This window comes from Acinetobacter sp. SwsAc6 (assembly GCF_013391565.1).
GTDB classification, from domain to species: Bacteria; Pseudomonadota; Gammaproteobacteria; order Pseudomonadales; family Moraxellaceae; genus Acinetobacter; species Acinetobacter cumulans.
Window position 1 is genome coordinate 15,682 of record NZ_JACAXE010000030.1, and the last position, 22,196, is coordinate 37,877.

Here is a 22,196-nt window from a genome sequence, read left to right on the forward strand (position 1 = left end):
TGAACTTTTTACCTCCCCCCATGCCTAGCTTATGCGCTGAAGACCCAGACCTCTCAATTGTTCATCATTTAGTTGTTCAATGCTTTGCCCGTGACCAACCACCATTACAGGCTTACCAATCTCTATAGATACGCGTTGTAAATGTTCTTTTAAGTGTTCAACCTGCGCTACCGTTGGATAGCGGGTGCTATCAAGACGAACTATAATTAATGCTGCATCAGCATCTATTTGTTCTAGGCTTAGTTTTAATTCACTCATAGCCTGCTTTCCTTTTGAGTCTTCTCTTTATGACACGGCACACACAACGACTGAAGGTTTGATTCATCATCCGTTCCGCCTTGCGCCTTGTTCTTGATGTGATCCAACTCAAGCTCCATAGTCACACGACCACAGCACTGGCATGTCCACTCATCACGAGTGTGGATCTTCTGCTTCAGTCTGCGCCACGGTCTACCACCTCGACCACTTCCCCAATTCTTTTTGGGTTCAAGTCTTGGCTGCTTGGGTTTCATCGCCTGCAGTTTTGTTTGAAGTCTTGGGAGTTTCATGAGTCAAGGTACTCATGTCGACTTGGCTCGTCCTCGTCGGGATTTAACTGGAGCAACAATTCCTGTATCTGACTGCTCTGTGTCACCACTATCTGAATCAGCTGACTGTTCTGTTGCAACACTTGGTTGTTCTGCTTTATGACTTCGGTTAGTAAGTCGAGCAATTGCGTTTGAAATTGATTTTGCTGAGTCATTTATTAAAGCCTTTAGTTTCTGTCTGCGTTGTTCACAACCTTCACATGCCATATCTTTACTCCATCACATATTTAAGATCATCTGGCGTATTCAACCAACACCCATGTTTATTACAGAACGCATGTATGTCATTCAGATACTCAGTGAACTGATCCACACTTGCATCTGTGGTGCTAATCAATTCATTTAATCCATCCGCCACTTGCTGATACATTGGGTGCTTTTGATCTTTCAAAACCTTTACTGCTGCAAATGTGTTTCTGTATTGACCAACATCATCACGATGATAAATACGCGCTAAGAATTGTTTCTTAAAATACAAATGCTCTGTGTCTTTATCGGTGCCCTGACGCTTGGACCACTGGTTCATCCACATCCAATAAAGGCGGTTCTGCGCTTTACTGCGGTCATCTTCTTTTTGATTGATCCGAACGACTAAAGGCTTGCCATCACTTAACGCATTCGCATGATGTCTATGCATGTAGGCAATTGCTTTACCTACTTCTTCAAATGACTTAATGACGAATGTTGCAGGTTCGAGTTTTTGCATTTCTCTCACACATTAAAAAAGCCCATCAACTTAATGACAGGCTTTGCAATTCAAGACTAAAGACAATAGTAAAACTAAAGACTTTTCACATTAGTCCCATGATGTGGTGTTTAACCACGATAATCATCATTACCATAATTTTCAAGCTTTATTATATCTTCATGTGTTTCTGACAAAAGAAGCTTGAAAGACTTGGCTAGGTCAATCCGATCCGCAGCTCTAGCACCAACTTCAGCATTGGCTGTGTGCTTAATTATGTATTCGTTTTCAGTAATAATCTTTTCGGCAAACTCATATGCCTTTTCGATAACTTTTGCTTTGCTTGCCTTGGTTCCCATCAAAACACCTCTCTATCTTCCATCACCAACATCCGATTCACTCTCACCAACCACTTCTCAAACACGGCTTCACTCTCGGCCCGATTGCCTAATTCAAACCGATCAAACGCAGCATGACAAATTGCACATAAGGGGATTACAAAGGCGTCACTAGCCTTGATCCCTCTACCCTTACCATGCTTAGCTGAATTTGAATGAGCAGCTTGTGAGTTTGGATTACCACAACGCACACACGGCAGTTTCCTAATTTCAGCGAGTCGTTTTGGGCTTCTCATGAAGTAATTCTTCTATGCTTGCGATCTGCTTACCAATCTTTCTTAACTCAGCACCACAGTCTTGGCGAAATGCGTAGCTTGAATACAAATGGTTGTAGTTCATCAAGCGAGCTTGGTTTGTTTTAAGTAGTTCTAAATTTTTGGATGCATCTACTCGATCAACCATGATCACCTACTTGCGCCCTTGACGCATATATAAACGGCGCTTCTTCTGACTTACACGATTAGGCTTTGATTTGTTTGATTGTGGCTCACCCCACAAGATTGAGTCCCAATCACCACCACATGAGCGTGAGTATTCCACAAATGCCGTACCTAGCATTGCAGCAACAACCATTCGACCTAATCGCATATCTACCACCAATAAGAAAAGAAAAACCCCTCAACATCTAGAATGCAAGGGGCTTTGATTGCCGCAATACGTTCGGCGAATTCGCTATATAGCGAACAAAAAAGGATTTTTTAATGATAGTTCGCTATATGGCTAATCTATTTTAACCTTTCCACACTTACGACATTCCACCTGAATAAAAATATCAGACTCGTAATCGTAGTGATGAAAGCAGAATAGGCGTTTTAGGAATTGGAGCATGTGGATCTCCTTTTTTGACTGATTCTTTGTGTCAGTGAAAATGTCAGAATATTTCTATTTATTTTCAATGTATTGCTTTTTGATTAATTAAATATTTGTCAAAACTTTTGTCATATTTCAGGCAATAAAAAAGCCCACCATTTGACGAGCTTAATTTAGTCATGGTCAGAAACTGCGTAATACGACCAGTATAGTGAAACTATAGCTTAGTCAGTAAAATTTTCCTAGCATTAATTTTTCGACTCTTTGTAAGTTTTTTTACGATATGCTTCGATTGCTTTTGCGGCACTATCAATAGCTGACTCAAGCGCAATTACCATCAAGTTTTCGTATTGCTTCCACGTGCAATCATACGCTTTCAATGTCATCTGCCATGAGCGTATACCTGCATAATACAATCGACCTTGCTTTGTAAAATTCGCTTCCAATTCTGGGTTTAATGAAAAATCAATTACCATACGCGCCATCAAATCTGCCAATTCGGAAATTTTGATTTTCTCTGGTTCTCTACGCCCATCAGTAAGCGCATTGCTTTGCATAATTGCAGCAAGATGGGATTGAACACACCGATAATCAATTTCTGACTTTAGCCCAAAAATAATTACTGACGTTACGGATTTTTCTAATTGCGTCTCCATACTCGCAATCGCACCCAAACGATCTTCATAATTCAAAGGCTTCTCCCCAGTGCCATGCGCTTGTGGCTCAAAGTTTGGTGACTTAGCCGTGATGCCATGTGTCAACCATTCAAATTGCTTAAATTTCTCTGTTGCTGCATTCATCCCTATTTCCTCAAACTTCTCTAATCTCTAAACCGTGTACTGACTTCATCAAGTGTTTTTTCAAGCGGTAAACTGGCAAGCTCCGCGTCATTTTGCTTTTGACATCCTCAACAACCAGTTGCCCTTTTTCCCGATAAACAAAATCTGCGACATACTTCACTGCTGGCTTGCGTCTTGACTCACTTTCAAACTTGACCGACTCGGCCAAAATGAAAGCCTTTTGCAGTTCTAAATCCTTAATCTCTCCTGTCCGCTCCAACAGTGATAAATCCCGATAGCGTCTTGCCTCTTTCTGACTATCGAAAGTGATGCCGTTAAGCACCACCTTCTTGTTGTTGTATTTAGTCATTGGCATCTCGCAGGGCTTCTTCATCAAACCACCACAGGAACATCCCGCAACAAATCGCATGGGCTAAATGATGCTCTCCTGTTTCAGGGTCTTTCTGCTCACCATGCCACCAAGCGTCTATGTGGCGTTGCATTGCATCGTAATATCGCACCTTAGCGTCAGGAACATGCTTCCAGTTGTTCTCCTGATACTTGGTAGCACCAAACTCTAAAACTCGAATTACAGCGTTTAGAGCGCCTTTTGGAAGCAGCGACATTCTCGGCTTATTTTTGTCAAACTTTTGACCCTGCTCACTCATCCACGACACTCCACATAATTCCGTTCATCTTCAGCCTTCAATGCTTCCAACTCCGCATGCACCCGATTCCACTCTTCAATCAGCATTTCTTCATTTTCATCCGGTGCCATCAACTCAGTACCATTCAATTTGTCGCGTAGTTTTTTTAAGTCGGTCATGCTGCCAACTCCTGTAAACGATATTTTCTGCGCATTCCACGACTCACACGCTCTGCTTTAAACTTGCTGTAAGACTCAAAATCTTTAAATTTCACATCTGCTTTCATGTAGCACATGCACTTAAACAGCTTGTAACCCTTATCTAAAAATGGCTTATGCACATCATCGGTTTCTTTCTCCAGGCCTTTCCATCTACGCTTAAAACCGTGTTCATTCATCACTTTTTTATCGCTACCACCAAGCTTGAATTGGTCGTAAGTCATAGCAGGAACATCAAACTGTACTGCTGACGTTTGAATGTCTGCTGGGTCGTCATTGTGGTAGTAATACGAGTCCATACCCACAAAAAACGCAGTGTCGTCCACCATCAAATCCCACAAAATTGGCACAACAAGATCACCATCGAAATACTCATACATGCCCTCGATAACCTGTTTTTTTGACACACCAGCGGCTTTCAATCTGTTTGATGCTTCGGTCAATTCAACATCATCAAAAGATGACCAAAGCTCATAAGTTTTAGCCAATTCATTTCGATACAGATTGACCAACTTATTCGGGTTATATTTCTTATTGCGTTTTTTCATCCCTTCACCCCAACTTTAAAATTCTTAATAACCTTCTTCACTAAAACCCATTTTTCACAGCCAAGTTTCGTGTGACCTTTGGCGGCATCTCGCAAATGTCGAGTTTGATACCCTGTCAATTCTGCTAATCGTTTAAAGTCATCTTTGGATGGATGTTTATTTGTAAATCGACCCAATACCGCAACCTGCTCTTTGATTTGAGCATCACGCTTATTTTTTGCTAACAAACGACGTTGAGCCTTGATCGCTTCTTTGTATTCTCTAATTTCCTGATTCTTAGCTTCGATTAACTTTTCTTTTTCAAGACGCTCTTTTTCACTAATTGTACGAGTCTTTCTTTGAGGAATGAGTCCATCTTTGAAATGAGTGAAGCCAACTGGGAGCACTTGAGTTTTTCCGCCACTTGCAAGAAAGTCTTCTAAGTCACGCTCTAGTCGATCACGTAGACTGCGTTTAGCTTCAATCTGAGCGTGAGTTATGTTTTTGCCAACTTGTACTGATTCAATTCTTTGTTGAAGGATTTCGTTCATGCTGCACCTCCTAACACCGCACCAAATTCACCGATCAACCCAAGCTGCTCCTTACACCACATTTTTCGAAATTCTTTTTCTTCTTGACCTACTTGCGTCACAGCCAAATTTTCAAACATCGCTCTACCCGCAGACTTTGCCCGAAGCATGTTATTTGGATCGCAATTCAATTCAGGACTAAGCACCGCATTACTGAACTGTGATAAATATTCGAGTCTGTTCATGCAGCACCTCCTACTTGCTCCACGTAATACGTCAAATCCTGCATGTGCTTTAAAAACTCTGCTGGCTTCTCATTCAGCACATCCCAATCCAGAAACACTTTGTTCATCGCAGCCAGTGCTGCTTGTGCAACTTCAAGCGGCATGGTCACTTCTAGCCAATCCACGGTCTTATTATCATGCTGATCCTTCACACCCCACCCCCTACTTGCTCCACAATCGTCTTAATGGCCTTAAGCGTTAATTCAGGATCATCACCTGGTACAACAAACAGGCTTGCAATCATTTGAACTTTCTTGGCGTACTTTTGAGCATCTTTGCGATACCCATTACGCTCACGATCCAAATTTTCATTAAAAGCAAGAAGCTCGGCATGTTCTTTTTGAAGCTGCTCAAGATTCATTTCTAGGTAATCATTCACACCCCACCCCCTACTTGCTTATCCATAAAACGCACCGCATTCGGCAATGGTTTTTGCTCAGCCTGCAAAGCCGCTTTGTATTCATCAAAGTTGTCAAACGGATCAACGTGCTGCATCTCGTAAGATTCCCAAGGCTGAGGCTCTTTCACCTCCTCGGTCATCTTGTTCACATTTGGCTTAATCAAATCTTTGATTTTCGCCAAGGCTTCTTGAGCCACAGTCTTGTACTTCAATGTGTCGCTTTGGATTTCAGCTTTAGTCTGCTTGTGTTCAAGTTGAGCTTGAGCAACTGGAGCAGTTAAAAACCCATCAACTTCGGCTTGTTTGATTGCAGCAACCGCTTGATCTTTGTCTGTACCAAGCGAGGTGACATAAATCGGCTTTAATCCCTGATCTTTGGCTTGAATCACAAGGCGGTCATACGCATCACAAAAGATTTTCTTCGCCTCAGCACGTTGGTACTTATCACCAGTCTTAACCAAGTCTTCACAACGACTGAATGCTTGAGCCATTTGTTCAGTCCAAATCACTGTCAGCTCTTGACCATCGAAGCCAATCGACTTTTCAGCAATCGCCCATGCTTCATGTGAGCCGAGCCAGTCATCGGTCTTTGGTTCGCACCATCCTGCAAATTCTGGAAAGGTTGGGCAGAATGTTGAACGCTTCATCCGAGTCAATCCGCGCTTGATGTCATCAGGTGATAAGCCCTCAAATACCTCACATGCGGTTGCAATCAGATCATCCTCATACTGCTCTGCTGTTTGACCCTCAATCATTGGAAAGGTTGCTGAGAACTTGGCTCTGTAATATCGCTGCATCCGAGAAATGATTTCTTCCGCCCAGTTTTTTGGAAAAGCCGACTCAAACATTTTTCATCTCCAAAGCGTCAATTGTGTTTACAGTGCGTTCTGCTCTGCGCTTGTTTGAGCCGATCAATGGGACTTGCTGCACTTTTGGTTTGGGTTGATAGCCTGTTTTTTGCTTTTCAGCACGATCAATCTTATTCAACTGCTTCTCAAATTCCTGAATCAGCCAAGCTGCAAATTTTCTTGTTTTTTGGTTTTCAGTGAGATCGATTTTGTTTTCCCAGTGAGCATTGAAATTACCCAAGTGAAAATTGAAATCAGCAAGTGAAATAATTTCTTCTGCTCGATTGCTGAATTTTGTTTGAAACAGGATTGTTTTTAGAAAGTTCAGATTTGGTTTCCAAGAATCCTCTTGATCAAAATTTTCATGCGCCTTTTCCCCTGTGTGTGAGTTAATTTGGTTGTTATTGGTAGTTAATGATTGTTTGTGTGACCCTGCGTCACTGCTTTGTGTTGTCATGGTCACTGCTTCATGCGTCAGAGTCACTGCTTCTATGTCGTCAAAGTCACTGCTTGACTTACTTGCGTGGTGACTCTCCGTCACTGCTTTTTGAATATTTTCAGCAATGAATTTGTACTTTGAGTTACGACCATCTGCCTTTCTTGAAACAATAAACCCGAGTTCTTCAAGCTTGCCTAAATGCAAACAAACGGCACGATTTGATAAACCAGTAGCGGCCATTAGAGTTTTAATTGTTGGATAACAAATGCCAGTGTTGTAGTCCGCATACGTTGCTAGGGTGATGGCTACATGCTTAGTTGTCTTTTCCATTGGTATGTCTCGAATACCAGTTACATAGTTAAACTTGCTATCCGACATAACTTGTCGCTCTTTCTTTGGAAACTGAACCATTTCGCCTTTTGGTTCGGGTAGCTTGTGAGCTAAGTTATCGTTCACTCCTCGTCCTCCCCAAACACTTCGTTAAACGCCTCATCAATCACTTGACCGATGGTTAATTCAGGTTGCTGCACCAAGCAGTTTTTGCACTGCTCTTCTTTAAATTCCGTGCACTTGTCGGCGCATGGTTGTTGTGTTAAATTTGATCTCATGTTCAACTCCAGCTCGGTTTTGAATTACTAAAAGCCTGATCTGAACCATCAGGCTTTTTCTTTGTCTAAATCCCTGTGAATCCCTTCCGATCCCTCTAGAAACTCGACTTCCGTACTTAGATCCCGCAACAAAGCTGCGACTCCCAAGCGCTCAAATGATTTTGCTTGTAAATTAAGGACATGCCACTCACCAGCAATTTCTTTTTCAAGTAAATATGCAAGGTATTGGGCTAAATCCTTTCCTTTGATATTTGAGAGAACTTTTGCACGCTCATGGTTCTCTGGAGATAAGCGAACATGCGTAGATTTCTTTTCAAGGCTCATAAATTCACCTGTACTGATTGTCGTTTTAAAGGCTCTTTGCCTTTTGCTAAATCGCGAATCTGGTACTCACGAGCGAGTGGAATTTTGTTTTCAGGCCATTGGTAAACAGCAGAAGGCTTAATACCAAGTAGGCTAGCCAACTCAACACCATTAACCTTGAGTAGCGCTAAAGCCTCTTGTCTGGTCATTAATATCACCCTAAAAGTAAGATTTCTTAGTATTTAATCAAAGAAAACTTATAAAAGCAATATGTAAGATAACTTATATGGAAAAACAAACTACTGGTCAGCGCATACGTGCGCTTAGACGTTCGAAAAAATTAACTCAAGTGCAATTAGCAAAGATTGCTGGAGTGAGTTCGCCTGCTGTAACTGAGTGGGAAAAAGATAGTTATTTGCCCAAAGCGGGATCATTAGAGGCAATGGCAAATCATTTTGGGGTAACGACTGAATACATACTGACTGGCAAGGGTGATCCTAGCGCCATGCAAAAAGAGCAGTCTAATGTGGTTCCTGTGGCACCACGCATGGCTCCTGTCCTTTCATGGGTTCAGGCGGGTACATTCACTAATGTTCAGTCTATTGATATGTCGCAAGTGGAGGAATGGCTTCCTCTTCCCGATGAATGCACAAACTGTTTTTATTTAAAAGTACAGGGTGTTAGCAATAACCCTGAATTTCTTGAGGGTGATTATATTCTTGTTGATCCAGATGTTTATTACAGTGATATGCAGTCTGGTGACATGATTGTTGTAAGAAAATTTGATGATGCCACATTTAAAAAGCTAGTGATTGAAACTGACGGCTCACGCTATCTGCAGGCACTAAACCCAGAATTTAAGCCAAATATCATTGCACTTGATGAAGACTGTCATTTTGTTGGTCAAGTTATTGACTGTATTCGCTATACGTATCGTGCTAAGCGTAGATCAAGAATGAATTAAAAATAAAAGCCGCTATATGTGGCTTAGCAACAAAAGGAAAAGTTCGCGACACCTAATGTCGAGCTGATATCAAACATATAATGAAACTATGAACGCAGATTGATACTATATGAATAAAGCTGAAGATGATGTGGTTGGGGAAATGGCTGAGCGATTTTATGTAATCTATGATGGATGGGCATTAGAGCATCATTTGATGGATGTTCGCGACCTTGCGCCAGCAATGATTGCTGTAAATGATCTGCTATCCAATGCCAATAAGGCTTTAAATGGGGAAAAAGCTGATCTTAATTTAAAAGTGAACGCCTCATTTAGGGCGGGTAGTTTTGGCATGGAGTTGCATACAGTTGTGCATTTTCTTAGCCAAATTCGAGATATGTTTGCTAGCGATAATGCATCTGCGATCTCTAATGCTTGGGCTATTCTTGAAATTGTTGGTTTTGTAGGTGGTGCAGGTCTTATTGGCTTGATTAGATTCTTGAAAGGCAAGAAGCCTACTAAAATCATTGATGAAGATGGTCATCTTAAAGTGTATCTCAATGAGACCGAATACTATGAGACTGATGGCAAAGTGGTAAAGCTTTACAAAAACCGAACTATTGTCAGCGATCTCAACAAGATGCTGGAGCCATTAGAAAAGGATGGAATTGACGCATTCTTTGTATCCAGAACTGGTGATAAAAAGGATGCTGATCTAGCAATCGATGAGTCTGAGTTAACTTACTTTGAATATCAAGAAATTGAAAATGATTTAAGTGAAAATATCACTGAGACATTTGTGCAAATCGAGGCTGCTGTTTTTAAAGATAATAATAAATGGAAATTTGATAATGGTGGCTCACCAATCAACGCAGCTATTCTGGATGAGGGGTTTTTAAGAAAAATTGACGCTGGTGAGTTAAGGTTTGGGAAGGGCGACCTTTTGAAGGTTAAATTAAAAACTATACAAACCTTTGCTCATGGGAAACTAAAAACTGAGTTTCAGGTTATTGAGGTTCTTGAGCACAAGATTGTTAGGCAAGGACACCTAGAGTTTTAAAAAAATATCTAACTACAACCCACCCCAGCGGTGGGTTTTCTTTTGTCTATTATGCATGAAAAATAAGTTTTCTAAAAAATAAAATAATATTTCTTATATTTGAGCTTGACACAAAAACTAAGTTTTCTTATATTTATCTCACAGACAACAAAAAAGCACACCAGACCTCTTAACTCCTGATGTGCTTTGCAAACTGCGAGATCAATTATGAAAGAAACTGCATCACATAGCAATACACCAGTATTTGCTGAAAACCATTCTTGTACAAAGCCTGTGCTTTACCAGCACCCCACTGCTGCCGAAATGCGCACCTCACGCTGGGCGATTGTTTGGGCGAATGCTAAAGACTTCGCGGTTTTCATTGCGACAGCGCTTATTTGCTGGCTTGTCATCACATCTATTTTAGTTGGCTTGTTTGGTGGGTGATTGTGAACACTCGACTCAAACCCGAAACCATGGCAACTCACCACATCATGCAAGATGGCCAGATTATCCATCTTCGTGGCGATGTGGAACCAAACCAGCGTTTAGTTAATGGTGTTTGGTGTGATTTAGGCGCAGGTGCAAACGTCCAAAAATGGGCCGCTCGAATCAATCAAAAGCCCACTGTTATTAAAACGGTTGAAATCGCTGCACCTAAAGTCTATCCGCGTAAAAACATTATTGGCGCGTATCAAGGAGATTGAAGTGAATACACAGGTTAATTTGCAAGAAGTTGAAAATGCTCGTCAAGTTTGGCTTGAATCTCGCCGCCTTGGCATTGGTGGATCTGATGTTGCGGCGATTCTTGGTCTAAGTAAATACAAGTCACCATATCAATTGTGGCTTGATAAAACCAGCCGCGCACCTTTGGATGATTCGGAAAGCGAGCCAGCTTATTGGGGCAACCAGCTTGAAGATATCGTTGCCAAAGAATATGCAAAACGAAACGGTGTGAAGATCCAGCGCGTTAATGCAACGATCCGCAACCCTGAGCATGACTGGATGATTGCGAATATTGATCGCGCCATCATCAATCCTGAAATCTCGGGCAACGTCCGCATTAAAGACGGCAAGCTTACAACTGACCGCATTCTGGAATGCAAAACAGCAAACCAATACTTAGCCAAGTTATGGGGCGATGAGCAATCTGAACAAGTGCCAGATTATTACCTCACTCAATGCCAATGGTATATGGGCATTACTGGTGCATCACTTTGCGGTTTGGGTGTGCTAATTGGTGGGCAGAAGTTCCGTAGCTATCAAATTGCTTTTGATGCTGAGTTATTCGCAATGCTTCAAGAGGAATGCTCAAAGTTTTGGTTTGAAAATGTTCAAGCAGATGTGCCGCCCGCCCCTACAACTTTTGACGATGTGCTGCATCGTTGGTCACATCACAATGCTGACCAAGCGCTTACTGCCGATGATGATCTAGCGGAAATCATTGCTGAATATAAAGACCTTAATAGCACCATCAAAGATGCTGACAAGGAGCTTGATGCTCTGAAGCTAAAAATCTGCAGCCGCATGGAAGATGCGGAAATGATTATTCAAGAAGAAAAGCGTCTGGCAACTTTCAAGTACCAAGAGCGCAACATGCTGGATAGCAAGGCTTTAAAAGCTGCACACCCAGACATCTATGAACAATTTGTAAAGACTTCAAGTACACGCGTTTTACGTGTGGCTTAAATCAATTTTAAAGGTAAAAAAATTATGAATACTCAAGTTCAAGAACAAAATTTCGATTTATCTGCAGAGCTTACTGCAGCCACAATTTCTATGGGCTCAGCAAATCTTGTTATGGATGCCAATGCAATGCAGCAAATGGTTAATCTATCCAATTTTATGGCCTCAGCTCGCTCAACAATTCCGCAACATTTGCAAGGTAATCCGGGTGATTGTTTAGCAATTATTATGCAATCAACTCAATGGGGTATGAATCCTTTTGCAGTGGCTCAAAAAACACACCTAGTAAACGGTCAGCTTGGCTATGAAGGGCAACTAGTTAATGCTGTTATTACTGCGCGAGCGCCAGTGCAAGGTCGTCTTCAATATGAATGGTTTGGTGAATGGTCACGCATATTGGGGCGATTCAAAGAGGTTAACACCAATGGAAAAGTAAAAATTGTAAAAGACTGGTCAATGGATGATGAAAAGGGGCTTGGTATTCGTGTGTCAGCGCAACTTAAAGGTGAGGATGAGCCGCGTGTTCTTGAACTGCTTTTGAGCCAAGCTGGTGTACGCAATTCGCCACTATGGGGGCAAGATCCTAAGCAGCAATTGGCTTATTTAGCTGTAAAACGCTGGGCGCGACTCCACTGCCCTGATGTTATTTTGGGTGTGTATACGGTTGATGAATTTGAGCCTGCTGTTGAAAAAACCATAACACCAACAAATAACACAACTAAATCAAATTCAGGGTCATCCTCATTAAAAGATCGCCTTAAAAAGAAGCAAGAAACGGCGATTGAATCCACTGCTATAGAGGTTGATTTCAATACAGAGGCGTGTTTAAAGGCAATTAGCGCTGCTCAATCAATTGAAGAGCTTAAAGAAATCGCCAGCACCATTCCCGCAAATCTTGGTGAACCAGCACAAACTAATATCAATAGTGCATATAAGGCTCGTAAAGCAGAATTATTAAACCCTCAACCTTTCGCAGAAGAAGCTATTGAAGCTGTCATTTTAGAAATCAATAGCGCTGTTGATTTAGACATCCTTAACGAGATTATGCAGTCACGCTTTGAGCCATTTACAGCACAAATGACCGAGGCTCAAATCAGCCAGATCAGCAATGCTTATGACGCTCAAGAGGCGGCATTAACCCCATGAGCTACCAATATTCTGCAATTACCCGCGTGCTGATTATTCAGCACAACGGTCGGGTAAAAAGTTACCGCAATATCAATCTATTTGGGATTGAGGATTGTATTAAGCAGTTTGTGGATAGTTGGGGGCATCGCCATGGTTGAGCATATAAATACAATCTCTCGTTTACCTAATGAGCTATGCCCTGCATTCATGGAGTGGTGTGTGCGTGGTGGACATGAAATCAAAATTAAGAAAGATCGTGTTGTTGTTCGTAAAGGTTTAAAGACTGGCGAGATATTTGCGAAACGCGGTGCTATTCAGCCAAGTTATTTAATGAACGATTACCTGGTTGAGCGTTTCAAGTTATTCAGTCTGCAATGGCTAAAACAAGGTAAATCTTTTGTGAATGACTTGGATAATTCAATGATGTGCAAATTTGCAGAAGTACATCGTCAACACAATTTAGCAAAGGTGGCGTGATGAAATTCAAATTTATAGATTTGTTTGCTGGTGTTGGTGGTTTCCGTATGGCACTACAAAATCTTGACGGACGTTGTGTTTTTTCAAGTGAGTGGAACCAACATGCAAAAGAAACATATTTTCAAAATTATGGTGAATATCCTGAGGGTGACATCACTTTAGACGAAACTAAAGCTAAGATTCCTGAACAATTTGACATTTTATGTGGTGGTTTTCCTTGTCAAGCCTTTTCTGTTGCGGGTAATCAAAAAGGGTTTAATGAAACTCGTGGGACCTTATTTTTTGATATTGTCGATATTGCAAAAAAGCACCAGCCTCGTGTTCTCTTTTTAGAAAATGTTAAAAACTTAATTTCTCACGATAAAGGTAACACTTTTGAAGTGATTAAAAACACTTTAAAAGAAATAGGTTATGCCGTTTATTTTCAAGTTCTGAATAGTATGACGCATGCCAATGTGCCTCAAAATCGTGAACGTATTTTTATAGTGGCGTTTAATGAAGCGCTTGTTCCTAATCATGCCGAGTTTCAGTTTCCTGAAGCAATTCCACTAACAAAAACTATTCATGATTTTTTAGAAACCAGGCAGGTAGATCAAAAGTATTACTATCAACCAGATCACAAATATTACCCAGCTTTAGATACTGCAATACAGTCTACGGATACCGTTTTTCAATGGCGTAGAAAGTACGTGCGCGAAAATAAAAGTAATGTTTGCCCGACTTTAACAGCAAATATGGGTGCAGGTGGTCATAACGTACCGTTAATTCGTGACGCTTTTGGGATTCGTAAGCTTACACCTAAAGAGTGTTTTGCGTTTCAGGGCTACCCAATGGATGTATTTAAAATGCCTGAAATTGCAGATAGCCACCTGTATATGCAGGCTGGCAACTCAGTCACGATGCCATTAATTCAGCGGATTGCTGAGCAGATTTTAGAAGTGCTAATTAAAAATTTGAAGAAAGGTGGCGTGATGGATATTCAGAAAGAAAATGAACAAATTCAAGAAGCATTTGAAATCGAAGCTGATGAGATTGGTTTTTGCTTAGATAAGAAATGGGGTGACTACGAAAACCCTTATGAAAATAGCGACACTGCCCTCGCATTTGATTTGTTTAAAAAAGGATGGCAAACCAAAGCCCAAGCGGTGCCTGAAGGATTTGTTTTGGTTAAAAAGGTTCACCCTGATGCCATAGTACACAACCAAGGACTCGGCCTTTTTAAGGAGTGCCAAGTTATTTATGGCTGGGATGGCAAGTCCAAAGATTTTAAAGATGCTTTGAATAAGGGGTTTTATCACGGGGTTAAGTTGGGCGCTAAAGCCGTATTGGAAACTACCATGATCGAAGCACAGGAGCAAGGTAATGACTAATCCAACATTGGAAAGCTTTTTAAAGGATGTTGCTTCACATCAATTAACTGTGAATTTAGATCAAGGAGTTTTCCGCGACATCACAATTAAAAAACCAAGCTCAAGTGATATGCACTACAACATCACCACCCGACCAGGTTTTCTAATTTTTACGGGTGATATGGGTGATTTCATCTTTGAACGTACTAACGATATGTTTGGCTTTTTCCGTAGTCAGGATGATGCTTATCACATCAATATAGGTTACTGGGCTGAGAAAATACAAGCAGGTGAAGTTAGTGAATTTGATCCTGAAATTGCATGTGAGTCTGTAAAGCAATATCTAGTTAATTTTCTTGATGACATGGATCTATCTGATTTAGAGGATCAAGAAAAGTCAAAACAAGCATTGGAAGCAGTAAGCAGTTTTATTGGTAGCAATCAACATTCCGGTGAGTTTGATTTCTGGGAGGAGATTAATTCTTGGGATGCAGATGAAGCTGGTGGTCTTGAGTTAAGTGATTTTTGGGAAGCCGAAACCACAGCTAAAACTTACCACTTTGTTTGGGCTTGTTACGCTATCGTTCATGCAATAAAGCTTTATGACAAATTTATAGCACAGGAGCAAAGCCATGACAGCTAAGGTTTTAGATCCATGTTGTGGTTCTCGCATGATGCATTTTGATCGTATTAATCCGAATGTTGTTTTTGGGGATATTCGAACTGAAAGTCATATTTTGTGTGATGGGCGCTCCTTAGAAGTCGCACCGGACATTGAGATGGATTTTCGCAATATGCCATTTAAGGATGGTCAATTTAATTTAGTTGTCTTTGACCCACCCCATTTGGTGAAAGCAGGCCCTTTAAGTTGGTTAGCTTTGAAGTATGGAAAGCTTCATGAAAATTGGCGCGATGATATTCGCAAAGGTTTTTCAGAATGCTTTCGTGTGTTGGCCAATGGTGGTGTATTGATTTTTAAATGGAATGAAACTCAAATTAAAGTGAGTGAAATATTAAAACTAACTGATCAAAAACCCGTGTTCGGACATATAAGTGGTAAGCGTGCAAATACACATTGGATCACTTTTATGAAAATGGAAAGTTTAAGGGAGGTGTCTTGATGAAAACTAATGCTGAACATGAATTGCTTCAAGCTATCTTTAATGAAATGCAAGAGCTAAAAAAAGCTATTCAAAAAAAGGATGAGCGTCGAGTAAATGTGCGGGAGTTTTCCCAGCGATTAAATATCTCAATCCCATCTCTTTATTCTCGTATTAATGATGGTGTGATCCAAAAACCAAATAAGGATGGAAAACTAAGTTACTGGCTGAATAGCTATGTAAATGAAGTTGTCACACAGCCCTCAAACTCTGATAAAGTAGCCGCTTAAATTAGCGGCTTTTTTAATTGCGCTAAATTTAAGCAAAAATTCTAATGTGAGTAACATTGTGAGTAACAATTAGATAAATTAATTATTACCACAATAAAAATCAGAGGTTTACATCCAAAATGCTTCTAATGATCGACAACTATGACTCTTTTACCTATAACATCGTGCAATATTTTGGCGAGTTAAATCAGGAAGTAAAAGTAGTCCGTAATGATGCCGTGACTTTGGAAGATATTGAACGATGGCAACCGAAGTATTTGGTCATTGGCCCTGGCCCTTGTTCACCAAGTGAAGCAGGCATCTCCATTCCTGCTATTCAACATTTTGCAGGCAAAATTCCATTGCTCGGTGTGTGCTTAGGCCACCAAGCCATAGGGCAAGCTTTTGGCGGCGATATTATTCGCGCAAAGAAAGTCATGCATGGTCGCTTGTCAGATATGTATCACAGTGACAAAGGTATTTTCAGCAATCTTCCGTCTCCCTTTTCAGCAACGCGCTATCACTCATTAGTGATTGACCAAGCAACGCTACCGGAGTGTTTAGAAGTGACTTGCTGGACCAATGAAATTGATGGTTCTATGGAAGAAATCATGGGTGTAAAACATAAGACATTGCCCGTTGAAGGCGTGCAATTCCACCCTGAGTCCATTCTGAGTGAACATGGCCACCAAATTTTCAAAAACTTTTTAGAAATTTACGCATAAGTGATATCCAAATGAATATTCAACAAGCTTTAAATAATATTACAAAAAACATCGAACTCACTCAGCCACAAATGGAAGCAGTCATGCGTACCATTATGAATGGCGAAGCCTCTGATGCACAAATTGGCGCGTTTATGATGGGCTTACGCTTAAAGGGTGAAAGTATCGATGAAATTACAGCAGCTGCACGTGTGATGCGTGAACTTGCCATTAAAATTGATGTGAGCGACTTGCCTAATTTAGTCGATATTGTCGGCACAGGTGGTGATGGTCAAAACTTGTTTAACGTGTCTACTGCGTCTTCATTTGTTATCGCTGCTTCAGGCGCGACAATTGCTAAGCATGGCGGTCGCGGTGTGTCATCGTCTTCGGGATCTTCAGATCTACTTGAAAAAGCAGGGATTAATTTAGATCTTAGTATGCAACAGACAGAACGTTGCATCCGTGAACTTGGAGTTGGCTTCTTATTTGCACCAAACCATCACAAAGCAATGAAATATGCGGCAGGTCCACGTAAAGAATTGGGCTTCCGTAGCATATTTAATTTACTCGGCCCGCTTACGAATCCGGCTGGCGTAAAACGCTTTGTCATTGGAGTATTTTCACCTGAACTTTGTCGCCCAATTGCAGAGGTATTGAAGCAACTTGGTGCTGAACACGTGATGGTGGTGCACTCAAAAGACGGCCTAGATGAAATTAGCCTCGCATCAAGCACTTATGTTGCAGAATTAAAAAATGGTGAAGTGACTGAATGGCAAATTCAACCTGAAGATGTAGATATTGAATCGCAAACATTAACAGGTTTATCTGTAGAAAGTTCAGCAGAAAGCTTAGCGCTGATTAAAGATGCTTTAGGCAAGAAAAAAAGCGCCAAAGGTGATAAAGCAGCCAACATGATTGCACTCAATGCTGGTGCAGGTATCTATGTATCAGGCCTTACACCAACTTATAAATTGGGTGTTGCACTGGCACATGACATTATCTATGGCGGTCAAGCACTCGAAAAAATGGACGTGCTGTCTGAATTTACAAAAACACTGAAACAATACGAAGCCTAAGGATTAAGGAAAAACATCATGGTTGATATCGCAAATACCATCTTAGGTAAAATTGTTGACCGTAAGCAGGAAGAGTTTGCAGTCCGCTTAAAACAGAAAAGTTATTACGATGTAGAAGAATTAGCTAAAGCTGCGACCCCTGTTCGCGGTTTTGCGCAGTCTTTGTTAAGTAAGCGTCCAGGCGTAATTGCTGAAATTAAAAAGGCGTCTCCTTCTAAGGGCGTGATTCGTGAAAACTTCAACCCTGCAGAAATTGCACAGCAATATCAAGAAGCAGGCGCTGCCTGTTTATCTGTTTTAACCGATGTGGATTTTTTCCAAGGTGCCGATGAAAATATTCAGATTGCCCGCACACATTGTGACTTACCTGCGCTACGCAAAGACTTTTTAATTGATCCATACGGCGTGATTGAAGCTCGTGCTTTGCATGCGGACTGTATTTTGCTGATTGTGGCATGCTTGTCTAATCAACAACTGGAAGAAATGTCTAAAACTGCGTTTGAGCATAATTTAGATGTGCTGGTTGAAGTGCATGATGAAGACGAACTCGAACGTGCGCTCCGTTTAGATGATCGTTGCCTATTAGGTGTGAATAACCGCAACTTAAAAACCTTTGATGTAGATTTAAATACATCACTACGTTTGAAAAAATTGCTTGAACCTTCTCGCCTATTAGTGACTGAAAGCGGTATCGCTACACCTGCCGATGTAGCAATGATGCAAGAAAATGATATTCACGCATTCTTAGTGGGTGAAAGCTTTATGAAACAGCCTCGTCCTGATCAGGCTTTTGCTGAATTATTTGGCGTACCACAGTCACAATAAATTCTTTGGTTTAGGGGTGAACACATTCACCCCTAAACGATTTCGCTAGATGCGATACTTCTTTCTGTGCCCTCTGCGCAGTGCATATAATTAAAAGAAGATCTCTACTTTAGCGCAATAAACCCTTGTAATTTTAGGTAAATTTACATAGTAGTGATGTTGCCAAAGATCGACCTTTTTCATTCTTTTTATAAAATCAATTTATAAACTCAATTTTCGATTCAAACGCTATATGAATAATAATAACTGTGGTCTGCCTATTTATATTATCGGTGCGGGTATTGCAGGAATTAGTTGTGCTAAACAACTGCAAGATGCTGGCAAAAGCGTCATTATTTTGGAATCACGCGATCGAATTGGTGGGCGAATCGACTCTAACAAAATGAATGATGATATTTTTGATTTAGGCGCTTCATGGATTCATGGTATTCAAAACAACCCCATCTGGACATTGATCCAAAAATTTAAGATTAAAACTCAAGTATTCAACTACGACCAACCACAATATTTTCATGCTAACGGTCAATTATTTACTAAATATGAAGCTCAAGTTTTTGAGAATTATATTGAAAAAATACAATCTTTATTATTAGAAAGTGAGCATGAATCAGCTTTGCTGGCTGTGCAAAACATCTTAAATTCACTTGATGATCAGAATCATGCATTTTCAGCACAAGACTTAAAAATGCTTTTGCTTAGTTTTTTTCAATATGTCGCGAATGATCCTTATGCCACAGATTTAGAACAACTCTCTAGCCAATATCAAAATTATGAAGGCTATTTTGAGGGAGATGAAGTCATTTTTCCTGAAGGCTATACACAAGTGATTCATCATCTTGCACAAGATCTTGATATTAAGCTCAACGTTAAGGTTCAAAAAATTTCGCTTAAATCTGGTTATGTCGAAATAGAAGATCAACACCATCAAATCTTTCAAGCTTCACAAATTGTGGTGGCCGTACCTTTAGGTGTATTAAAACATGGACATCTTCAATTTAGCCCACCCTTAGCAGATAGCTATCGTCATGCCATCAATAACATGGGATTTGGTTCATTTAATAAAGTGTTTTTTCAATTAGACATGTTCTTCCACTTCATTCTTCTTCATTAGAGATGAATTCCAGTACGCTGTATTGGAGCAATAATAAATTATTTAATCTTTTAGATTTGACACACATCTATCAAAAGCCAACCTATCTCATGTTATTTGGCGGGTCAGCATCTGTTTTTATGGATCGTGCGAATGATAATGCGGTCTGGGATATGATTAAGCAAAGTTTGCAGGACACATTTAAGACCACGATTGGCCAACCTAAAGACTTGATTATCACACGCTGGGGATCTGATCCGAACAGCTATGGCTCTTTTAGTTTCCCTGCACTTCATCACAACCAAAAATTAACGCAAGTATTTGAAAATCACATTGATGGAAAAGTGTTTTTTGCTGGGGAACACTGTAGTCTCAAATATGCAGGCACAGTCCATGGTGCCTATATCAATGGCTATGAAACAGCACAACGAATATTAAATCTGTAGTTTGGTAATAAGATGTTGGTGTGTTTACTTAGATTGAATATTGAATACATCAAGTATCACGGCATAGCTTTACATGCGTTGGCTATAAATGGTCGTAAACTACTCTTCTGACTCAGATTTAAAATATAAAGCGCAAATGTAATATATTTCTCATTTTTCACAATTGGGACTATAATTTAGCTCTGTCTTAGCCTCCTCCCTTGTTTTTTCCATTATGAGCAAACACGATTCTTCGCTGTCTAAAGAACAATATAACTTACTGAATGCTTTTAAAAAGCAAATCAATAAGCCGGCGCCTGCGCCCGAACCCATTGCACCTATTGAAAAAACGCCAGAACAGGAACAGCAAGAAGACTTAGATTTTTTTCGCAAGCAAATGCAAGGCGTGCAAAAAATGGCCGCTAGCAATGTTGCAAAAACAACAAAGAGCACGAAGAAAAAACCAGATGCACAAATTCTTGCTAAACGTGCCTCTGCGACTGGCCCCCTAGAAACGGATGAAACATTGCTTTCCGACACACAGGCCATGTTAAATCCAGTTGCCAGCCAAGCCAACTTAAGCTACCGCATTGCAACTTTGCAACATCGTGTATTTGAAGATTTAAAAGCAGGTAATTTACGCTGGTTTGAAGCGGTAGATTTGCACGGCTGTACCATTGAAGAAGCGCGAAGTGCCGTTTTGCAGATTATTCAAATGGCCAAAGACAACAATGAAAATGTACTCAAAATTGTGCATGGTAAAGGCCCTGAAGCTATCTTGAAAACCCACGTCAATAGTTGGCTACGTCAGCACCGCGATGTTTTGGCATTTGTCAGTGCACCTGAAAAACAAGGTGGGACTGGTGCGGTATTAGTCTTGTTAAAACGTGCAGAAAAGAACCCAAAGTTTAAACAGTAATCGGATTTCTCCTTAAAAGCGGGCATTGTAATGGTTTTCTGCTACAATGCGCTCCTTGTTCAATCTCTCTGTGTAAGTGAACACATCTATGTCTATGCAGCAATCCTACGCTAACATTCTTACTGCCGTTGGTGAAGATCTGAATCGCCCAGGTCTTAAAGATACGCCGATGCGTGCTGCTAAAGCTTTTTCTTATCTAACGTCTGGTTATAACCAAACTTTAGAGGAAGTGACCAACAATGCGGTTTTTCCTTCAGATAACCGTGAAATGGTTTTAGTTAAAAACATTGAATTCTATTCATTGTGCGAACACCATCTTTTGCCATTTTATGGCCGTGTACATATTGCCTATCTCCCTGAAGGCAATGTTTTGGGTTTATCTAAATTTGCCCGTATTACAGAAATGTTTGCTCGTCGTTTACAAATTCAAGAAAATCTCACGCAGCAAATTGCTGAAGCGGTTGCGGAAGTAACTGGCGCTCGCGGGGTTGCGGTTGTGATTGACTCTGCACACATGTGTATGATGATGCGAGGTGTAGGCAAGCAAGAATCAACAACACGTACCGTTTCTTTTGTAGGTGACTTTAAAACCAACAAAGAAGAACGTCGCGAATTCTTAAGTGCTGTGCCTGAAAGTTACTAATTCCTGTTGTATATCAAGCCTCAACTTTTGTTGGGGCTTTTTTATCAGCCATTATTAATTATTTAGTTTTTGTTTGAGGAAAAGACCATGCCACAGATTTGGCTTGCAGGTGAAGGACTCACCGATAGTACGTGCGCAGTTGATTATCCACGACCTGATCGTCTGGTTAAAGGTAACCCAGAGCGTCATACCTACAGTGCTTATGCGCACCCCAACATGGACTGTGGAATTTGGCAGTGCGAAGTCGGTGCATGGAATATTGTCTTTGCAGCCAACAAACAAGAATTTTTTACAGTGCTTGAAGGTCGTGTCCGCCTGCATCATAAGCATTCAGACATTGTGATTGAAGTCAGTGCTGGCGAAGCTGGAATTATCCCTCCAGCGTTTGAAGGGACATTTGAAGTAGTTGAAAAAGTTAAAAAATATTATGTGGTGGTCGAAGCTTAAATCAACTCAA

The 22,196-nt window shown here is 40.7% G+C and carries 42 protein-coding genes; 21 read left to right on the forward strand and 21 right to left on the reverse strand.

Annotated elements, in window-relative coordinates:
* Positions 1-24 precede the first annotated feature (24 nt).
* Positions 25-258 (reverse strand): hypothetical protein, encoded by a 234-nt coding sequence (locus HYG93_RS15735; protein ID WP_178962636.1) that lies wholly within the window; start codon positions 256-258, stop codon positions 25-27.
* Positions 255-548 carry an HNH endonuclease gene (locus HYG93_RS15740; RefSeq protein WP_178962637.1) on the reverse strand — a complete coding sequence of 98 codons (294 nt, stop codon included), beginning with the start codon at positions 546-548 and terminating at the stop codon, positions 255-257. Before HYG93_RS15740 ends, HYG93_RS15735 begins: the two co-directional genes overlap by 4 nt.
* Here HYG93_RS15740 and HYG93_RS15745 point away from each other — a divergent pair.
* Positions 547-690, forward strand: a complete 144-nt coding sequence (locus tag HYG93_RS15745) for a hypothetical protein (RefSeq protein ID WP_178962638.1) — start codon at positions 547-549, stop codon at positions 688-690. The two genes, HYG93_RS15740 and HYG93_RS15745, sit on opposite strands and share 2 nt — an antisense overlap.
* A gap of 108 nt (positions 691-798) precedes the next feature.
* On the opposite strand, the gene HYG93_RS15750 is transcribed toward HYG93_RS15745, so the two are convergent.
* From HYG93_RS15750 to HYG93_RS15840, 19 genes are all read right to left on the reverse strand, one after another.
* Positions 799-1,293 carry a hypothetical protein gene (locus HYG93_RS15750; RefSeq protein ID WP_178962639.1) on the reverse strand — a complete coding sequence of 165 codons (495 nt, stop codon included), beginning with the start codon at positions 1,291-1,293 and terminating at the stop codon, positions 799-801.
* Between the two features lie 110 nt (positions 1,294-1,403).
* A complete protein-coding gene (locus HYG93_RS15755; RefSeq protein WP_178962640.1) occupies positions 1,404-1,631 on the reverse strand; it encodes a hypothetical protein in 228 nt (75 codons plus the stop codon).
* Positions 1,631-1,906 (reverse strand): DUF968 domain-containing protein, encoded by a 276-nt coding sequence (locus tag HYG93_RS15760; RefSeq protein ID WP_178962641.1) that lies wholly within the window; start codon positions 1,904-1,906, stop codon positions 1,631-1,633. Before HYG93_RS15760 ends, HYG93_RS15755 begins: the two co-directional genes overlap by 1 nt.
* Entirely contained in the window at positions 1,881-2,072 is a 192-nt protein-coding gene (locus HYG93_RS15765) for a hypothetical protein (protein WP_178962642.1), read from the reverse strand. The genes HYG93_RS15760 and HYG93_RS15765 overlap by 26 nt, the downstream gene beginning before the upstream one ends.
* A gap of 6 nt (positions 2,073-2,078) precedes the next feature.
* Positions 2,079-2,258 carry a hypothetical protein gene (locus HYG93_RS15770; protein ID WP_178962643.1) on the reverse strand — a complete coding sequence of 60 codons (180 nt, stop codon included), beginning with the start codon at positions 2,256-2,258 and terminating at the stop codon, positions 2,079-2,081.
* A 470-nt stretch (positions 2,259-2,728) separates the two neighbouring features.
* The gene (locus HYG93_RS15775) at positions 2,729-3,280 is read right to left on the reverse strand and encodes a hypothetical protein (RefSeq protein WP_178962644.1); all 552 of its coding nucleotides are present in this window, start codon (positions 3,278-3,280) and stop codon (positions 2,729-2,731) included.
* Positions 3,281-3,290: 10 nt separating this feature from the next.
* Positions 3,291-3,629 carry a DUF1064 domain-containing protein gene (locus tag HYG93_RS15780; RefSeq protein WP_178962645.1) on the reverse strand — a complete coding sequence of 113 codons (339 nt, stop codon included), beginning with the start codon at positions 3,627-3,629 and terminating at the stop codon, positions 3,291-3,293.
* On the reverse strand, positions 3,622-3,927 hold the full coding sequence (locus HYG93_RS15785) for a dATP/dGTP diphosphohydrolase domain-containing protein (RefSeq protein WP_178962646.1): 306 nt from the start codon (positions 3,925-3,927) through the stop codon (positions 3,622-3,624). Before HYG93_RS15785 ends, HYG93_RS15780 begins: the two co-directional genes overlap by 8 nt.
* Positions 3,924-4,085, reverse strand: coding sequence for a hypothetical protein (locus HYG93_RS15790; protein WP_178962647.1), 162 nt, complete (start codon positions 4,083-4,085; stop codon positions 3,924-3,926). The genes HYG93_RS15785 and HYG93_RS15790 overlap by 4 nt, the downstream gene beginning before the upstream one ends.
* The gene (locus HYG93_RS15795; RefSeq protein ID WP_178962648.1) at positions 4,082-4,672 is read right to left on the reverse strand and encodes a hypothetical protein; all 591 of its coding nucleotides are present in this window, start codon (positions 4,670-4,672) and stop codon (positions 4,082-4,084) included. Before HYG93_RS15795 ends, HYG93_RS15790 begins: the two co-directional genes overlap by 4 nt.
* Positions 4,669-5,202 carry a hypothetical protein gene (locus HYG93_RS15800; protein ID WP_178962618.1) on the reverse strand — a complete coding sequence of 178 codons (534 nt, stop codon included), beginning with the start codon at positions 5,200-5,202 and terminating at the stop codon, positions 4,669-4,671. Before HYG93_RS15800 ends, HYG93_RS15795 begins: the two co-directional genes overlap by 4 nt.
* On the reverse strand, positions 5,199-5,426 hold the full coding sequence (locus tag HYG93_RS15805) for a hypothetical protein (protein ID WP_178962649.1): 228 nt from the start codon (positions 5,424-5,426) through the stop codon (positions 5,199-5,201). The genes HYG93_RS15800 and HYG93_RS15805 overlap by 4 nt, the downstream gene beginning before the upstream one ends.
* Positions 5,423-5,617 carry a hypothetical protein gene (locus tag HYG93_RS15810; protein WP_178962650.1) on the reverse strand — a complete coding sequence of 65 codons (195 nt, stop codon included), beginning with the start codon at positions 5,615-5,617 and terminating at the stop codon, positions 5,423-5,425. Before HYG93_RS15810 ends, HYG93_RS15805 begins: the two co-directional genes overlap by 4 nt.
* Complete coding sequence (locus HYG93_RS15815) at positions 5,614-5,844, reverse strand: hypothetical protein (protein WP_178962651.1); 231 nt, start codon at positions 5,842-5,844, stop codon at positions 5,614-5,616. Before HYG93_RS15815 ends, HYG93_RS15810 begins: the two co-directional genes overlap by 4 nt.
* On the reverse strand, positions 5,841-6,713 hold the full coding sequence (locus tag HYG93_RS15820; RefSeq protein ID WP_178962652.1) for a hypothetical protein: 873 nt from the start codon (positions 6,711-6,713) through the stop codon (positions 5,841-5,843). Before HYG93_RS15820 ends, HYG93_RS15815 begins: the two co-directional genes overlap by 4 nt.
* Complete coding sequence (locus HYG93_RS15825) at positions 6,706-7,608, reverse strand: helix-turn-helix domain-containing protein (RefSeq protein ID WP_178962653.1); 903 nt, start codon at positions 7,606-7,608, stop codon at positions 6,706-6,708. Before HYG93_RS15825 ends, HYG93_RS15820 begins: the two co-directional genes overlap by 8 nt.
* The gene (locus HYG93_RS15830) at positions 7,605-7,760 is read right to left on the reverse strand and encodes a hypothetical protein (protein ID WP_178962654.1); all 156 of its coding nucleotides are present in this window, start codon (positions 7,758-7,760) and stop codon (positions 7,605-7,607) included. The genes HYG93_RS15825 and HYG93_RS15830 overlap by 4 nt, the downstream gene beginning before the upstream one ends.
* A 48-nt stretch (positions 7,761-7,808) precedes the next feature.
* A complete protein-coding gene (locus HYG93_RS15835) occupies positions 7,809-8,084 on the reverse strand; it encodes a hypothetical protein (RefSeq protein WP_121532572.1) in 276 nt (91 codons plus the stop codon).
* Positions 8,081-8,272: a Cro/CI family transcriptional regulator gene (locus HYG93_RS15840; RefSeq protein ID WP_121532570.1), complete on the reverse strand. Its 192-nt coding sequence runs from the start codon at positions 8,270-8,272 to the stop codon at positions 8,081-8,083. The genes HYG93_RS15835 and HYG93_RS15840 overlap by 4 nt, the downstream gene beginning before the upstream one ends.
* Before the next feature lie 77 nt (positions 8,273-8,349).
* On the opposite strand from HYG93_RS15840, the gene HYG93_RS15845 reads away from it, so the two are divergent.
* The 20 genes from HYG93_RS15845 to HYG93_RS15935 all read left to right on the forward strand — a co-directional run bounded on the left by HYG93_RS15845 (position 8,350) and on the right by HYG93_RS15935 (position 22,186).
* The gene (locus tag HYG93_RS15845) at positions 8,350-9,027 is read left to right on the forward strand and encodes a LexA family transcriptional regulator (protein ID WP_178962655.1); all 678 of its coding nucleotides are present in this window, start codon (positions 8,350-8,352) and stop codon (positions 9,025-9,027) included.
* A gap of 109 nt (positions 9,028-9,136) precedes the next feature.
* The gene (locus tag HYG93_RS15850; RefSeq protein WP_178962656.1) at positions 9,137-10,066 is read left to right on the forward strand and encodes a hypothetical protein; all 930 of its coding nucleotides are present in this window, start codon (positions 9,137-9,139) and stop codon (positions 10,064-10,066) included.
* 207 nt (positions 10,067-10,273) lie between these two features.
* Positions 10,274-10,492 (forward strand): hypothetical protein, encoded by a 219-nt coding sequence (locus HYG93_RS15855; RefSeq protein WP_178962619.1) that lies wholly within the window; start codon positions 10,274-10,276, stop codon positions 10,490-10,492.
* Positions 10,493-10,494: 2 nt separating this feature from the next.
* Positions 10,495-10,752, forward strand: coding sequence for a hypothetical protein (locus tag HYG93_RS15860; protein WP_178962657.1), 258 nt, complete (start codon positions 10,495-10,497; stop codon positions 10,750-10,752).
* Position 10,753: 1 nt separating this feature from the next.
* Positions 10,754-11,734, forward strand: a complete 981-nt coding sequence (locus HYG93_RS15865; RefSeq protein WP_178962658.1) for a lambda-exonuclease family protein — start codon at positions 10,754-10,756, stop codon at positions 11,732-11,734.
* 24 nt (positions 11,735-11,758) lie between these two features.
* Entirely contained in the window at positions 11,759-12,877 is a 1,119-nt protein-coding gene (locus tag HYG93_RS15870) for a RecT family recombinase (protein WP_256733486.1), read from the forward strand.
* Entirely contained in the window at positions 12,874-13,017 is a 144-nt protein-coding gene (locus HYG93_RS15875; protein WP_178962659.1) for a hypothetical protein, read from the forward strand. The genes HYG93_RS15870 and HYG93_RS15875 overlap by 4 nt, the downstream gene beginning before the upstream one ends.
* The gene (locus HYG93_RS15880; RefSeq protein WP_178962660.1) at positions 13,010-13,336 is read left to right on the forward strand and encodes a hypothetical protein; all 327 of its coding nucleotides are present in this window, start codon (positions 13,010-13,012) and stop codon (positions 13,334-13,336) included. Before HYG93_RS15875 ends, HYG93_RS15880 begins: the two co-directional genes overlap by 8 nt.
* Complete coding sequence (locus HYG93_RS15885) at positions 13,336-14,706, forward strand: DNA cytosine methyltransferase (RefSeq protein WP_178962661.1); 1,371 nt, start codon at positions 13,336-13,338, stop codon at positions 14,704-14,706. The genes HYG93_RS15880 and HYG93_RS15885 overlap by 1 nt, the downstream gene beginning before the upstream one ends.
* The gene (locus HYG93_RS15890) at positions 14,699-15,328 is read left to right on the forward strand and encodes a hypothetical protein (RefSeq protein ID WP_178962662.1); all 630 of its coding nucleotides are present in this window, start codon (positions 14,699-14,701) and stop codon (positions 15,326-15,328) included. Before HYG93_RS15885 ends, HYG93_RS15890 begins: the two co-directional genes overlap by 8 nt.
* Positions 15,318-15,806: a class I SAM-dependent methyltransferase gene (locus HYG93_RS15895; RefSeq protein WP_178962663.1), complete on the forward strand. Its 489-nt coding sequence runs from the start codon at positions 15,318-15,320 to the stop codon at positions 15,804-15,806. Before HYG93_RS15890 ends, HYG93_RS15895 begins: the two co-directional genes overlap by 11 nt.
* On the forward strand, positions 15,806-16,075 hold the full coding sequence (locus tag HYG93_RS15900) for a hypothetical protein (RefSeq protein ID WP_178962664.1): 270 nt from the start codon (positions 15,806-15,808) through the stop codon (positions 16,073-16,075). Before HYG93_RS15895 ends, HYG93_RS15900 begins: the two co-directional genes overlap by 1 nt.
* Before the next feature lie 119 nt (positions 16,076-16,194).
* On the forward strand, positions 16,195-16,779 hold the full coding sequence (locus tag HYG93_RS15905) for an aminodeoxychorismate/anthranilate synthase component II (RefSeq protein ID WP_106986290.1): 585 nt from the start codon (positions 16,195-16,197) through the stop codon (positions 16,777-16,779).
* 11 nt (positions 16,780-16,790) lie between these two features.
* Positions 16,791-17,837 (forward strand): anthranilate phosphoribosyltransferase, encoded by a 1,047-nt coding sequence (gene trpD / locus HYG93_RS15910; protein WP_106986289.1) that lies wholly within the window; start codon positions 16,791-16,793, stop codon positions 17,835-17,837.
* Positions 17,838-17,855: 18 nt separating this feature from the next.
* Positions 17,856-18,662 (forward strand): indole-3-glycerol phosphate synthase TrpC, encoded by an 807-nt coding sequence (gene trpC / locus HYG93_RS15915; RefSeq protein ID WP_106986288.1) that lies wholly within the window; start codon positions 17,856-17,858, stop codon positions 18,660-18,662.
* Positions 18,663-18,894: 232 nt separating this feature from the next.
* Positions 18,895-19,773 (forward strand): FAD-dependent oxidoreductase, encoded by an 879-nt coding sequence (locus tag HYG93_RS15920; RefSeq protein ID WP_256733487.1) that lies wholly within the window; start codon positions 18,895-18,897, stop codon positions 19,771-19,773.
* Positions 19,774-19,775: 2 nt separating this feature from the next.
* Complete coding sequence (locus HYG93_RS19525) at positions 19,776-20,198, forward strand: FAD-dependent oxidoreductase (RefSeq protein ID WP_256733488.1); 423 nt, start codon at positions 19,776-19,778, stop codon at positions 20,196-20,198.
* A gap of 214 nt (positions 20,199-20,412) precedes the next feature.
* Positions 20,413-21,096, forward strand: a complete 684-nt coding sequence (locus HYG93_RS15925) for a Smr/MutS family protein (protein WP_106986286.1) — start codon at positions 20,413-20,415, stop codon at positions 21,094-21,096.
* Positions 21,097-21,190: 94 nt separating this feature from the next.
* Complete coding sequence (gene folE / locus HYG93_RS15930; protein WP_171356341.1) at positions 21,191-21,739, forward strand: GTP cyclohydrolase I FolE; 549 nt, start codon at positions 21,191-21,193, stop codon at positions 21,737-21,739.
* Between the two features lie 87 nt (positions 21,740-21,826).
* Entirely contained in the window at positions 21,827-22,186 is a 360-nt protein-coding gene (locus tag HYG93_RS15935; protein ID WP_120364708.1) for a cupin domain-containing protein, read from the forward strand.
* The last annotated feature ends 10 nt before the right edge of the window (positions 22,187-22,196 follow it).